Genomic DNA, 14,044 nt, shown 5'->3' with positions numbered 1-14,044 from the left:
ATGAATTTTATTTGTCGTTATTGTTGTTTTCATCACAGAACTTGAAAACTTCCGTGGAATTTTCCCCTAACCATCCGGCTTTTACATTGACTCCGGTCTGCACCTTGATAAAGTCGATATGGGAAAGGTTTGCAGACGTGCCGTCGATATTGAGCGCATCGGAAATCTTAAAATAGTTTCCAAGTGCTCCCGCGTTAGGATTGTCTTTATTGGGCATATCATCACCAATATTATCGGCATATCCCCACCCGAACGGATTATTGGACCACATGCCTGTCGACGGGCTTTGTTCGGTACGTGCTTTCAGGCATGTGCCGTATAACGTATAGGAATCCTCTTCAATCCACAAAGGATAATAAAACTCTTGCGGGTGATAGTTGCCGAGACGGTCAATCGCCCCTTTATTTCCCTTGTTGTCTTGCCATTGGGTGTCCATGTTGGGACCGGGACGGAAATAAGTTACGGCATAGTCCTGAATGGTTTCGGGTTTTCCATATTCAGAACCCTTCAGTTCATACCATTCATCGTTGGGCAAGCCGTCTCCATTGACATCTTGCATTACCCATACAATGCCCGGTTCATTTGACGAATCAAAGGCATTTCCTTTGATGGAAAAATCATAACCGCCTTTGTTTTCGATACTGTGGTCGAATCCTACTACAATATATCCTCCCCAACCTCCGAGAGAAACATATTGTTCATTATCAAGACGTTTTTGTGCGTAAGCACAGGCTGCTTCGTGCGTGCTTTCCCCATTGAAACCTGCTGTATTCGTTTCGTTTACAAATTGTCCCGGAGCCGGAACAAATTCATATACTTTATTGCTGTAAATGGAATTTCCGGCAGCAAAAGGTCTTTTTCCGGCCGCTTCACAACATTTCACCGGAATATTGACACTGACTTCATCGACACCGGAGACCGAAATATTACGGGTGAGCACTGCTTTTGTATCTTGATTGTCGTATTTCACAGTAAAGGTAAGCGTGTGTTCTCCGGTTTTAGCGGGTTTGAAACCGTAAACCAAAGAATTGGCTCCCTCAATCGGTTGCCCGTCCAAACTCCATTGATAAGAAGGCTCGGCACTTATTGATACAAAGGGGCGGACAAACAAAGTACGTCCTAATTCTACGTATTTGGTATTATTCTCGGTAAAATATAAAGATGACGGAACTACGATTTCAATCGGAAGTTTATCGACAACCTCAATAGAAACTGTCTTCTTTGATTGTCCGTCTTCATTTGTTACGGTTAAGGTCAGTTCATAAGTTCCCAACTCATCTTGCTTGAATGTATAAGTATTTTCCGTTCCGACTTCGTTTCCGTTAAGAGTCCACAAATAAGTAGCTCCTTCTGCATTTTGAATGTCGGGTGTAAGGATATACTCACGTCCTGCGACAACTTTAAGCCCTATAGAGGGGGTTACCAATGAAATAACGGGCGGAGCCAATTCATTGACATCCACACGAATTTCTTCCTCTGTGCTGGCATCCCTCGTATCCACACGCAGGGTAACGTAATACGAACCGCATTCGTTGAAAATGTATTTCAATTGAGGCTCGTCGGAAATGATACGACCGTTGCATTTCCATGAATAAACGGCGTAATCGACATTCTGATAGGTCGGCTCAATAACGACCTCTTTTCCTATCTTTACAACGTAGATTCCGTCCTCGCTATCCAACTCAATGACAGGAGGCAATATCACGTCCTGCGATATTTCTTCGTCTTTGTTGCATGCAAATAGAAATATCGTCAAGGAGAATAAAAGCAAATACTTCTTCATTATATTTATAATTTTAATGCTGAAATTCCCTTGAAGAAAGTATTTGATTCCAATCTCCATTGGGATATAATAAAAAGGGGCAAATACTTTGCACTTGCCGTTAAAAAGCATTTGCCCCAAATTCATGTTATTCGTTTACGGTTACATCAATATCGTCTATAGCAACGTAAGCAGGAGTGTTCAATCCGTATGCGCTTGAATCGCTTCCTTCGAAATTGATAGCTACAGTACATACGCTGTCACCTAAACCGCTTAAATCCACTTGATTCCATCCGGTACGGATTTTATTGGTCAAACCTGATTCTGCATCTTTACTGGAATCGAAGTTTGCCAAATAGTATTCTACTTCCTTACCTGTAGGTTTACCCGTCGCATCCAACGCAACAAATACCACCTTAAACCATCCTTTTTGTGCCGACAAAGAGCCTTGTGTAAACGAGTTGCCATCCTTCATGACTAAGTAGGTATAAGTCGTATTACAAACCCATACGCTGTTGAATTTACCATATTTCGGTGTACCCTTGACAGGAGTGTTTGTGGTAACGACTCTGTAGCCGGTTGCATCGGTCAGGTAAATCTTCGCACATTTGTCATAGGTTGCTTGTGAATCATTGTATGAATCGCTATAACCGAAAGCTACAGCAAAATTTTTACCGCTATGACCGCCGTTGGGCCAGTACACGCTACATTGGTTTTGATAATCCCCCTGTGTCAGATTATGGAAATTAGAGATGGCAAAACCACCATTCCAAAATTCATATTCCCAAGGCTGTCCGCTTACCCATTCTTGTTCCAAATAGTTAATCGGGAACTGAATGTACGTACCGGTTTGCCCGATTTGAGTGATGTAGCCGGTCGTTACCTGCTTGCCGTTGGCCGTGGCAGAATAGAGATTGTTTCCATACTGGTCAGAAGCCATTACGCTGGAAGGTACGTTATCAAAATCGATAAGCGCATTGGTAGAACTTATCGCGCGGGTTTGAATCGCACTCTCCTCATACGGAGCAAGGAAGTCATCGTCGGATGAACATCCCGTGAACACTGCGGCGGCCATTGCTACAACAGCCATTGCCAAGAATCTAAAATTCTTTTTCATAACTTAATTATTAAAAGTTAAACAAAAAGTTTAAACACACATTCGTTTTTATTGCGACAGATTTGCAACGAATGAGAAATCGGTTATCAAAAAGAATATAGGTGCCTGTGGACGAGCCTCTGTTCATTTTAATCTAATGCCAATTATCCCGTGGTCACTAAATCTATCTCATCAAGCAGGTCTTCTGGCTCATCCCGCTTATCGCGCCTTCCCAGCTTTCACCAGTGGCAAAGAGTGCGATAAACTTTAATAGGACTTACAGCTGCGAGTACAGCTCCGGATTTTCACCGGGATTCCCTTTTAATTCCGTTCGACGCTTCGATTGGAAACTTGACTGGTGCAAAGTTAATGGTTATTTTTTAATCTTGTTTCTTTTTCTGTGATTTTTATTTCAAGAAAGGATTATTTTATGGCGCGAATTGTATTTTCATGTTAATCAAGCATTTATAACAACCACGAATAGTCTTTTCCCCTTATGAATAATAGCGTTTCTCAATTATGGTCTCTTTTCATCTCACGTCGGCAATTCTCTTCGGAGAGATTTTATATGCAAAGGTACAGCGTGCGTCTGGTCGTCAAGTATCGCTTTCACTAACGGTTCCCGGATATTCTTCACGGCAGCCTTCCACAAATCGAAGATTGACTTTCACTCCCCACCTCGTTGCAGGGCATAGTCGGACGAGCCTGACTGTGCTCTTACATTGGGCGGTTGGGTATTCCGTTTCATCCCGTACACTGTTTACTTGCCTTATCCGTCCTTTTCCCGCTGTCAGTCCTGCATAAAAATCATTCCCCGACGAGAAGCCAAAAGAGTTTCAAGAAAAGGAAAAAAAGAAAATATTTGACAATCTAAAATTTACAATTATGCACAGCAGGATTTTTCAAATTTCAACGGAGCCGATAGACAAAGAAAACTATCTGAATGAGGACACACTCCAGCAAGGAGACGGGAGCTTCTATGACTATTGTTCAGAAATAGACGAGGAAGACCGTAAAGAGGATATTGCCAATTTGGTCAATCATGCCTTGCCCAAAGGAATGTTCGAGCTTATATCCGATGACACCATGCGCTATAATGGTGGAATAGAGCAATGGAAAGAGGAGTATGTCGCCAATATCAAAAAAAGAGCGAATGCTCTTACGGCAGATAATATGTTGGAATGGGGTTCGACCTATTATCTCAAACAGGCAGTGGAAAATCCGTTGGATGTCGCCTATCATTTCTATTTGGATGGCGATGGCTGCAGTCTTTTGCCGAACAGTCCTTTACGTTTATGGAGTTTGTTTGTAGGCTTGAACCGGGAACGATACTCTACATCGGAGGAGTTGTTGATTACCACTTCTGATGTTTGTCCGAAACATTGGCAACCACCCGCCTCAAAAGTGGGTGGTTGCTCTCTTTTTTGCACAGGCTCCCCGGTTACTTTTATAAATATGCTCTGCAGAGCTTCCGCCACCGGTTTCACAGCCGGTATATTCCTGTTTTAAGGGTATAATCCCTTCACAGCCCCGACATACGCCGCAGGTCTGTTTTCGTGTGCAAAGGTACGGTGGACGAACATTGCCCAAGTACCGCTATCGCTACCTGAAATAAAATTTGACGACAACTTTCCGTAATCGGAGATGACGGTATTTCATAAAATTTCATTGCAGGTTCCTTGCTCATCGTTCTTGCATCCCCCCGTTTGTGACGCACATGAAAACAACCCCTTTGGGCGAAGTCAAAAGGCTTCAAGAAAAGGGAAATAAAAAAAACAATAAATCAAAAGACAATGAGCAAGTACGATTTCATCAAGCAAGGCAACCTCCTTTTTTGGCACACTGCCGATAATGATATAGAATGTCGAATTATCTCAACTCCCGAAAAAGTGGATAGTGACAGCATCATCTTAATCTCAACAAGCTCTTCCGAGACAGAGGTTTTGGCATCGGAGTTATTACCTATTGGCTCATCAAGAAGCCACAAAGAGGAGTTTATGCGCTGGAAGAAAGAGCGTGAAGCCGAGGGCATGGAGTTTTTCAGCCGGTTGTCCGAAGTCATGGAAACAGACAGTGATTTGGCTGTAGGCGATATGGTGGCGTTTACAAACGACTACGGGGTGGTATTTGGCCCCAAAGAAGTATTAGCTTTCAGAAAACCTTGGAATGGCTATAGATGCGTATATATCGACAGTGATGCTTATTGGTTTCCAGACCGTCCCGAACAACTCACCATACTCAGCAAAGGAGGTACAGAATGACAACAAACGACATACTCAAACGACTTTGCGGCAATATTGCCGCAGGTCGTTTCAACTGGCGAAAATACTGCACGCCGCAATCTTACTTCGGTTGGGAGATTTGCGTTACCCCTCTGCATTGCTCTTACGGACAGATAGGCTACACCGTTCATTTCCCTTATACCAATATACCGGAAGTGGAATACGATTGGGAAATGGGCAAACTGACCATTGACGGCGAGAAATGGAAAAGTTATTTGCGGAACGAATAATAATAAATATCAATATGGCACAGAATTTTTATACCAAATGGCAGGACGCTATACTTGCAGATGCAGGAGACTATGTTTCAAAAGAGTACCGCAGTTTCCAGACAGCATTGGTGCGTGAGATTTCCAAATATGCCGCAGCCGTTGGTGCAAAGGTGGCTTCCAATTCAAAAGGGCATTATGACACCTCCTGCTTCATTGAGCGCAACGGCAAGTTCGTTTACATCAGCCACTCTTCCGGTCTGTCACGAATGGGCAGCGGCGTAAGAATTGAACTCGATTCGTTTCTGATACGGACAGCTCAAAATGGAAAGGACTACCGAGGGGGATGTAACCAGTATTGCGACATAGCAAATTTACAGTCTATGATAGACGGTTTGTTGGGGAAATAAACTGCAAAAAAGATGCGGAGCCAACCAGTTCCGCATCTTTTTCTTTCCATCCTTACCGGCGCATACCGCTGCCGTATTCTGCCTCTTGTAGTTCTGCCCGATACTCTTCCAGCTCGTTCAGCTTCTCGTTCACGGCTTGCAGATTGGCATCCAGCCCGACATTGTGGTCGTAAGGGAAACGATGCTGCGCGACCAGCCCGGCATTGGTGGGTTGCCCGACATCAAGCGTATCGGATTCCTTGTTATATTCGACATATAGCACTTCACCGTTCGGCATCTCGAAGGCCGGAATCTTTTGATACGCCAAAGCGGAGAACTGTTCCGCCGCCATCTCCCTGGCAACCCCTTTTATTGTATCTCCGGCGATATCGACACCGTAACGCCGGATATGGTCGCGAATTTCCTGCTCCGTGAATTTCAACATCACCTCGTAGGTTCCCCCGACACTCCCGTTGTACACGACAGCGAAATTCTCATCCTCGGCAATTAGGCTGTCACCCTTGTTGTTCGTGGCTGATAAATAAGTATGCTGTTCGTTGATGCCGTTGCCGTCGTAATACTCCTTGGCAAGCGTCAGCAATCCCTCGCAATCGCCTTTCTCCCGGAGTTCGTCAAGCGGCCTCGTGTCATCCGAAAATTGGAGATACGCGACAGAGGAATAAAATGTCTTCTCCTTTGCCGCCGCTCCGTTTTCCTGCTTCTCGCCGACATTTTGTTCCAGTTCTTGCGCTATCTTATCCACCTTCTGGGTAATTATCGAGGTTGCCCTTTTCACGTCCAGGAGCGTTGTCTTGATGAATTGCGGCGATTCCTTCAGCTCATCGAGCCATCCTTTGAGGTATGCACAACTTTCTTCCTTGATATGCTTGGTCATGCCGTAACGCTGTGCGACCAGTGCGCTACCTAACTCTGCCACCAGTTCCTCACGGGCATATTCAGGAGAACCGAAGGTAGTCGGCTTGAACCGATCGAGAACACCCTCCGCACCGGTCGAGTGCGTCATCTCATGGAACAGTGTCCCGTAAAACGATTCTCCCGATCTGAACTGTTCCTTTTCCGGCACGATGATTTCATTCTTCGTGATGGAATAGTAGGCGTCATTCTGATATTTCGGCGTAATCGGACAAATCCACAGGTTATCCCTTATCATCGTATCGACTGGGGCAAAACTGTAATGCTCGCCCTCCTCGATTGCCGGACGCGAATTTTCCTGCTCCAGTTTTTGCCACAGCTCCGGTCGCGCTTCCTGCAAATTGGTCTGCGCAACATTGAAGACCCTGAAAACCTGCATCTTCGGATAAACATTGTACTGTTCCTTTTCGTCATCGGAGAGTTTCTTGTAATCGTCATACTTGATTTTCTCCTTGGTCTCCTTATGGATACAAGTGAACGTGGTGAGCATGACCGGAAAGGACTTCTCGCCACGAAGCACGGAGACACGCGGCAGTTCCTCTCCATCCTTGCCGGACTTATTGAGCTTCTGAACACAATCGAAGGTGCAGAAACGGGGAATCTTGTACCCTTCTTTCTCGCAGTGCAAAAGCAGCATAAAAGCATTCATCCCGTTGTACTCGCGCCCGTGAAGGTTGCGAGGCCACTGCAACGCACCCTCGGTAAACCAAGGCTTTTTCCAGTCCTTTTGAATGCCCTCGATTTTCTCGATCATCATTTCGGCGAACAGGTCGAGAGCCTTGTCCTCGCTGTTCGGTCCGTCGGCATTCTTCTTTCTGTAACCGGCCATATTACTTACTGATTATAGTTAGACGAATCCGCCACATATTGCGTCAGTTCCTCCACCTTGCAGGAAAGATTGATTTTCCCGTTATGTGCCGACAGGTTCATTTCACCTATGGCATCCACCTTTATACCCGGCTGTAGCCACGCATCGCGCTCCTTGCCGAAACAGAAGAAGCGCACCCACTGGTATTCGAAGCCGTCATCGACCTTCTCCGCACTGAACGCCGAGAACACCGTATAAGGCTGGTCTTTCTTATCCCTTTTCTCCTCGATATTCTGGCCGACTTTACCACGAAATGCCAGCTCACCCTTGACGCAATCCGCATCATCCGTAGCGGCATTGCAGATTTCATCGGCGAACAGGTTGAAATAGAGCTTGTCACCCCGGCGTTTGAGATACATCGTACCCCTCACTTCCACACGGGAGCCGTTCCGATAACCGGTGGCTTCTTCCTGACTGCACTCCTTGCGGACATCCACCTCGATAGTATGCCGTCCACCCGTTGCCGGAATCTGTACCCGGAGCGGAAATGCCATAAACTCCTTTTCCTCTCTGTTCTTGCGAACCGACGCATCGCGGCCGATAACGCCGCATACCGTAACATTACATTTAATCATCTGTTTTTTGTCTTTAATGATACATGGATCATCCGACAAGTGATACATGGGTTGATTGATGTTGAACTGTTGGAGGGTACGGTCAGTCAGGCGCACGTATCATCGCCCAGACCATCCATCCGGCGATGGCTAATTGCACGCCCACGACAACGAGCGTCCCGATCCACCCCAACAGCAGGTAGCAGAACCGGACGTGCAACGCAAGGATGGAGACTCCCGCCAGACATTTGCATAGCTGTATCATCACGCATTTTACCATATCGCCATGCCTTTATCTTCGCAGGTTTTCCGTCTGTCCCTGTTGCCGGGACATCTCTTGCTCGAAATTCTGTGAGGCCGCTTCCGACAGGATAACCGTATTCAGCATACCGGTTACACGCATCCGTTTGGTCTCTTCCGTGAGTGTGCCGTTGTTCAACGTGGCAGACAACCGGTTCAGCTCGGAAGCGGTCAGCTCCCGCGAGACACGCAGTTCCCCATTGTCCGCTTTCAGAATGGCCTTGCCGTTCTCGCCGATAGTCAGGTCGCAGTTCTTCATATTCGGCAACAACGGCTTCAGGTCGATGGTACGAAGATCCATCGCGGTGGATATCATCGCCTTCTGTTCCTCTTCGTTCCGGTTGTCAATCTGTGTGGCCAGCAGCATCAGGGAGGCGAAAGCGGTCATCGCCATCTCCACAATCGGGTCGTTGCATCCCGACATTCCCACACCGCTATCCTCCGACGAAAGGAGTTTTTTCATCCATCCGTCGGGCGAAAGGTTCTTTTCAGGCACGGTATCTTCCGCCGCCTTGTATTTGGCGAGCAGGTCATTCCCGTTGTGCAGCATTTGCAATTTGATATGTCCTTTCTGTGCGATTTCAGCCAGATACGCCGCAGGGTCTATATCCCGTTTCGTCCCGTCGGCATAGATATTCTTCACACCGAAATGCAGATGTTCCCCGGTCGTCCGTGTTCCCGTATTGCCCGATGTGCCGAGCCGTCCGCCGGCCTGTACCGTATCGCCGACCTTGACGGAAATCTCCTTGAGGTGCATATAGGTACATTGTACCTTGCTGCCGTCCGTCCGGGCATATTCCACCGTCAGCGACTTGCCGCCGGGCGTATTCTTGTTCTGGTTTACCGCCACGACCTTGCCGCCGTTCTCCGTAGCCAGTACCGCATCGCCTTTGCAACGTATATCCACGCCCTTGTGCATCTGTTGCTTTGTGCCGTCCAACGGGTCTTGCCGTGTTCCGAACGGAGAGGTAATGAACAGAAATTCCTCCCGTTCCACCGGGAACGAATACCCCGTTCCATGTTCCGCACCTTCGGAGGTCTGGAGCGGATTGTGTTCTACCCCGAACTGCCTGCCTTGTGCCGCCATCTCCTGCATCACCTGCCTGTCATACTTCTGCAAGCCGTTCTGCTCAATGATTTTTTGCAGGTTCTCGGCATACTTGCCGCCTGTGGCGTAACCGGCTTTCTCAATGCTTTGTGCCCAGCCCTTGTAATCGTCCGGGGAGAGTTTGAAGCAACCGGCATAGCGGCTGTTCTCCTTCAAAAAGCGGGAGTGATGCTCGTATGAATCACCCACGCTGTCATAGCTGCAGAACTTTTCATTCGGCTTATCATCGGTGTAGATTCCGTATTTGCCGCCTCCGGCAATCCACGAGGGTGTCGCCTTGATGCCGAAATGGTTGTTCTCGTTCCTCGCCAGACGGCTCTGTCCGTTGCTGCTTTCCAGTATGCCTTGCGCCAATGTGACGGAAGCCGGAATGCCATACCTGCGCATCTGTGCCATCGCATAATCCGCGTATTGCAGTGCATATTCCTGATTCTTGCTCATAATCGTCACTCCTTATCTATGAATACCCCTATGTGTTTCCTGCTCGTCCTGCCGTTTATCCTGTAGCTCTATCTCACTGATGGCGACACGCTCACCGGCACGGACAAGTTTGGGCAGATAGCTGTCCAGTTGCGTCCTTGGGAACTCTGCGAAAGTCGAAAATCCATGTTCCGGATATTCCTTGACCGTAATTCCCAGTATTTTTGCTCCCTTTGCCGCATCCTCATTATAAAGCCGGTACACTTCTCCTGCACGAATCAGATACAGGGCGTCGGGATGCTTTTCCTTGAGGTTGTCCCAAAACTGCCGTTTCGGAGACATATTTTCATCATTCGTCTCTTCCGACCGATTTTCCGGCACCGTCTCATTCTGTTGCCGTACCTGCTCTTCCGCTTTCTGTTCCCCGACGGATTGTCCCTTTTGCAGCACATCGGCAAACAGCGTGGCCGCCAAATGCCGCTTGTAGCCGTCCCGGTCTTCCGCCACCCACATCCGTTGCCACTGCTGTGGAGTGACGCTGCGGGGCTGCAGCTTTTGTCCGTCGATGGTTGCCACACACTGGATTCCATCCTGCCTGGTCTTGAAGATGGCAACACGCTGAATACGGTTCAGGTCAATCTCCGGCGTATCGCTGCCGAACAAATCCACTTTCAGGTCGGGCTTGACCTCCGCCAGTGCATAATACTTGTGCGCCAGCTCCATCCGTACCTTGTCGATGTTGTCCATCGCCTGCTTGAGCGTGGAGAAAAAACGGTTCACATCCTCCTTATCGGGATAGACGCTGTACCCCTCCTTGTTTTCCGGCTTGATATAGAGTGCCCAACGGTTCTTGTCGTCCTGAATCATCTGCACGGCATCGAACCCGACCTCATTCGCCCGTCTGACCGCCTCCGACACGTCCAGCGTGGAGAGCTTTTCCAACGTGTAGTTCCTTAACCGGGCCAGTGTCACCATTTTTTCATTGAAATAGCTGTCATCGGGTCTGTAGCCCAATGCACCGTCAGTATTATAGAAACGCACCTGCTCGATACCCTCTTTCTGCAATGCCCGTTCGATACGTCCCTTGTTCATGCCGGGAATCTCGTTGTTCGCCTCGGTCGAAGCTCCTGCCGGCAAAATGACATCTGCCGATTTTGCCTCCCGGTCTATGACGAGGACGATGCTTTTCGCCGCCTTGTCCGGGTGCTGGCGGATTTCATTCGCCACAAAGTAATGCTTGTGCATCTGTTCCTGCATGGTCGTGGTCTGCCGTCTGTTTCGCAGGGTGGCGTACTCAATTTTCTCGCCCCGTTCCGCTTTTCGGATAACATCAAGCGCATTGTTCACGTCGCTTTCGAGAGCGTCCATCATACACGGATTTTCCTTGAACTCCCGGCACCAGTAATCCACCGTCTTCAGGCTTGCATCGGACAGACGGGCGGGCAGTCCCAGTTCCAGCATTTTGATACCCGAAGCCAGTTCCACGACCAACCTTTCATATTTTACCGCATCCTCCGACGGGGCCACGCCGTTCTTCATGACCATGCCTTCACGGGCGAGCCGCTGTTGATGCCCCGTAGCACTCACGATCTGCCGCAAGGCTTCCTGCATATAATCGTGGTAATGTTCAAAATCCTTTTGACGCGGCATATAGACCGCATCTTTGTCCGTCTCGTAATGAGGAACTCCGCTACCGTCCGAGCGCACGGGAACGAGGTTGTCCCGCATCTTCAATAGAAAGTCGTTGAACCGGGTGCGCAACCTGCGGTTGTCCGCCTCGGTATATCCTCTTTCCTGAACACTGCCATCCTGCTTTACCGCATCCTCGTAAGCCGGCTTGTCAACGTAGGGCAACGTCGTCTGGTCGATATTGAAAAGCGTGCGGATCTCCCGGTTGTGGACACCCTTGAACTGTGCCTTATGCTCTTCGTCCAATTGGAGATAGGCGGTACGGTCGATGGTCTCATCCGGATTGTTCCGGTTGACATACTTGTTCCAGTTATAGAACAGGAACGGTACGCCCTGCTCATGCTCCCGCACCGCAGCACCCCGTACCTTGGTTTCACAGTAAAGCGTGAACAGGTTGGTCTTGCATCCGTTATTGTCCGAATGCAAGGCCATAAAGAGGGCATTGAACGGGCTGGCCGAGACCCCTTGCGGATAGAGCCGGGGAAATCCCTTGCCCGATACGTTGAGCCAATGGCCGCCAGCGTTCGACGCCCCGCTCAGTGCGGCAGACAGCAGTTCCGCCTGCCTTGCCTCGGCTTTCTTCTCGATTTGCGACTTTTCTTTCATATCATCATGCTTTTATTGTTCATGGAATTATTGGATGCCCCGTGTACGCACGACCGTTTCCCGCTGTCCGTCATCGTAATTCTGCGAAGCGATATGGCGCAACTGGTCGCTCTTGGCAAGCACGGCGTTCGCCAGCGTGTTCAGCGGCAATGCCCCTGCACGGTAAGCCTCCGCGACGGTCGGCGTGAGCTGGATGGTACAAGGCACACGGTCTATCGTGGCGATGAGCGTACTGCCTTGCAGTACCGGGTTCACAATACGGGGATTGAGCGGTTCATCGGGATAACGGCGGTACTGGTTCTCCGTCTGTTCGGCAGCGGACGGCATGGGTCGCCCCAAAGCCTCGTGTCCCGCCTTGTTCAGCAGGTTTGCGCCGCCCAGACCGACAAGGAGCATCTTCAGCAGCGGGTTACGCACGAACAGACCGGCCACAATACTCGCTATCGGCAGCAGGTTGTCCCCAAAGCGCAACGATTGTGTCTTGCCGGTAAAAGCCCCCAACAGGATGTCGGGCAGCATGGCCATGACATATCCGAGGTTGCCCGTGATATCGCCCAATCCCTCTAATCCCAACGTACTGAGCAATCCGCTCCATCCGTTCGTGTTGGTCTGCACAGCCTCTCTCTCTTGCTTTTCTTCCTCACGTGGAATAACCACCTGCCGTTCCTCTTTCTCCACTTTTTCCCTCTGTTCCGTCTCCGGCTGCGTTGATTCCTTTTTGGCAGTTACAGCCGTTGCATTCTTATATTTCTCCAAATGCTTCAAATAGGCTTCTTCCTGTCCGGGAGCGACGACCAGCGGCACATCCTTGTACCGTTCGGCACGTTCATTCTTCTTTTCAGGGTGTCCGGGTATTTCTGGCATTTGGAAAGGGGTAAACTTTGGTGTCTGCATCCACTTCGGGAAACTGAAATCCATCACCGGTATTTTCTTCTTCAACCGCTCGTTGGCGGCCACGATGAGCGCACTGTCACCCGTCTGTACCGTTGCAGCCTCCTTGCGGAAGTCCGTAAATACGTTCCGTTCGCTGCCGAACACCCCTTTGCTGATACATTGCTCCACAGAGAGCTTGGGCGACTTTTCAGGCTCGAAGCGTGAGGCGACTGCCGAGATAGCCACGTCCGCCCCGACAAACTTCGCCAGTGTTGCCCACGAACCCACGCCTCCCATCATCACGGTATCTGCCGTTGCGCCCAGTACCCGACCCGCGCCTTTTTCCCATCCTTTCGGACGGTAGGCGGCTTCGCCCCGTGCCTCGATTTCCACAGCAAGCGGCGAGCGGTTGAAGGTCTGCGAAAGTCCAAGCAGGCTTGATTCTGCGGCTTTGCGGATGATGTAGTCGGCTGACGATTTCGGCATACGCTCCTTGACCAGCCGGTCGATCATCAGTTCCTCCACCCGGTAGTCCATATAGGCATAGGCAAGGTCGCCGCCTAATTGTTCCGACAGTTCATCGTAACGCTTGCGCCCGATTTCCTGCACGACAGTATCGCGCCATTGCCCGGCCATGTATGCGAGGTCTTGCTGTATCTCTTTGGAGCCGGTAATCTCCGCCTTGCACATTCCGATATAGTCCTCCGTTGTCTTCGAGTTCCATTCGCCCGTGACCTTGAGTACCTGGTACGGGTCGCCCATCGGCTGTGCCGCAGACGCCATCGCGCTGAGTATGCCGCCCAAAGAGGTGGAATACTCCCTCATTTCCTCGCCCTGTTTCTTCGTGAGGTAAGCCTGTGTCTTCGACATGACGGGCGCAAGGTGGCAATGGAAATAATCGCTCACAAGACGTTCTATTTCCGCGAATTGCCGGCTATGTCTGATTCCATCCATG

General features: G+C 49.4%; 10 protein-coding genes, 1 pseudogene and 1 riboswitch. Of the genes and pseudogenes, 4 read left to right on the top strand and 7 right to left on the bottom strand.

The window, feature by feature from the left end:
- Nucleotides 1-7 precede the first annotated feature (7 nt).
- Both HMPREF1534_RS02170 and HMPREF1534_RS02175 read right to left on the bottom strand, forming a co-directional pair.
- Nucleotides 8-1,909 (bottom strand): PKD-like domain-containing protein, encoded by a 1,902-nt coding sequence (locus HMPREF1534_RS02170; protein ID WP_004320567.1) that lies wholly within the window; start codon nt 1,907-1,909, stop codon nt 8-10.
- Between the two features lies 1 nt (nt 1,910).
- On the bottom strand, nt 1,911-2,879 hold the full coding sequence (locus HMPREF1534_RS02175; protein WP_004320565.1) for a DUF4465 domain-containing protein: 969 nt from the start codon (nt 2,877-2,879) through the stop codon (nt 1,911-1,913).
- A gap of 157 nt (nt 2,880-3,036) precedes the next feature.
- Nucleotides 3,037-3,228: riboswitch (cobalamin riboswitch) on the bottom strand.
- A 515-nt stretch (nt 3,229-3,743) separates the two neighbouring features.
- Here HMPREF1534_RS02175 and HMPREF1534_RS02180 point away from each other — a divergent pair.
- From HMPREF1534_RS02180 to HMPREF1534_RS02195, 4 genes and pseudogenes are all read left to right on the top strand, one after another.
- Nucleotides 3,744-4,225, top strand: a pseudogene (locus HMPREF1534_RS02180) (hypothetical protein).
- A 426-nt stretch (nt 4,226-4,651) separates the two neighbouring features.
- Nucleotides 4,652-5,119, top strand: a complete 468-nt coding sequence (locus HMPREF1534_RS02185) for a hypothetical protein (RefSeq protein WP_004320562.1) — start codon at nt 4,652-4,654, stop codon at nt 5,117-5,119.
- The gene (locus HMPREF1534_RS02190) at nt 5,116-5,370 is read left to right on the top strand and encodes a hypothetical protein (protein ID WP_004320560.1); all 255 of its coding nucleotides are present in this window, start codon (nt 5,116-5,118) and stop codon (nt 5,368-5,370) included. Before HMPREF1534_RS02185 ends, HMPREF1534_RS02190 begins: the two co-directional genes overlap by 4 nt.
- Nucleotides 5,371-5,384: 14 nt before the next feature.
- The gene (locus tag HMPREF1534_RS02195; protein ID WP_004320558.1) at nt 5,385-5,759 is read left to right on the top strand and encodes a hypothetical protein; all 375 of its coding nucleotides are present in this window, start codon (nt 5,385-5,387) and stop codon (nt 5,757-5,759) included.
- Between the two features lie 52 nt (nt 5,760-5,811).
- Here the strand turns inward: HMPREF1534_RS02195 and HMPREF1534_RS02200 are convergent, their stop codons facing one another.
- The 5 genes from HMPREF1534_RS02200 to HMPREF1534_RS02220 all read right to left on the bottom strand — a co-directional run bounded on the left by HMPREF1534_RS02200 (nt 5,812) and on the right by HMPREF1534_RS02220 (nt 14,043).
- The gene (locus tag HMPREF1534_RS02200) at nt 5,812-7,500 is read right to left on the bottom strand and encodes a zincin-like metallopeptidase domain-containing protein (RefSeq protein WP_005944257.1); all 1,689 of its coding nucleotides are present in this window, start codon (nt 7,498-7,500) and stop codon (nt 5,812-5,814) included.
- Between the two features lie 5 nt (nt 7,501-7,505).
- Nucleotides 7,506-8,114 carry a hypothetical protein gene (locus HMPREF1534_RS02205; protein WP_005944254.1) on the bottom strand — a complete coding sequence of 203 codons (609 nt, stop codon included), beginning with the start codon at nt 8,112-8,114 and terminating at the stop codon, nt 7,506-7,508.
- A 271-nt stretch (nt 8,115-8,385) separates the two neighbouring features.
- On the bottom strand, nt 8,386-9,942 hold the full coding sequence (locus tag HMPREF1534_RS02210) for a glucosaminidase domain-containing protein (protein WP_004301292.1): 1,557 nt from the start codon (nt 9,940-9,942) through the stop codon (nt 8,386-8,388).
- Between the two features lie 12 nt (nt 9,943-9,954).
- Entirely contained in the window at nt 9,955-12,216 is a 2,262-nt protein-coding gene (locus HMPREF1534_RS02215) for a MutS N-terminal domain-containing protein (RefSeq protein WP_005944250.1), read from the bottom strand.
- Nucleotides 12,217-12,243: 27 nt separating this feature from the next.
- A complete protein-coding gene (locus HMPREF1534_RS02220) occupies nt 12,244-14,043 on the bottom strand; it encodes a hypothetical protein (protein WP_005944248.1) in 1,800 nt (599 codons plus the stop codon).
- Between the last annotated feature and the right edge of the window lies 1 nt (nt 14,044).

This window comes from Phocaeicola massiliensis B84634 = Timone 84634 = DSM 17679 = JCM 13223 (assembly GCF_000382445.1).
Taxonomy (GTDB): Bacteria; Bacteroidota; Bacteroidia; order Bacteroidales; family Bacteroidaceae; genus Phocaeicola; species Phocaeicola massiliensis.
This window is presented reverse-complemented; position numbering and strand designations above follow the sequence as displayed.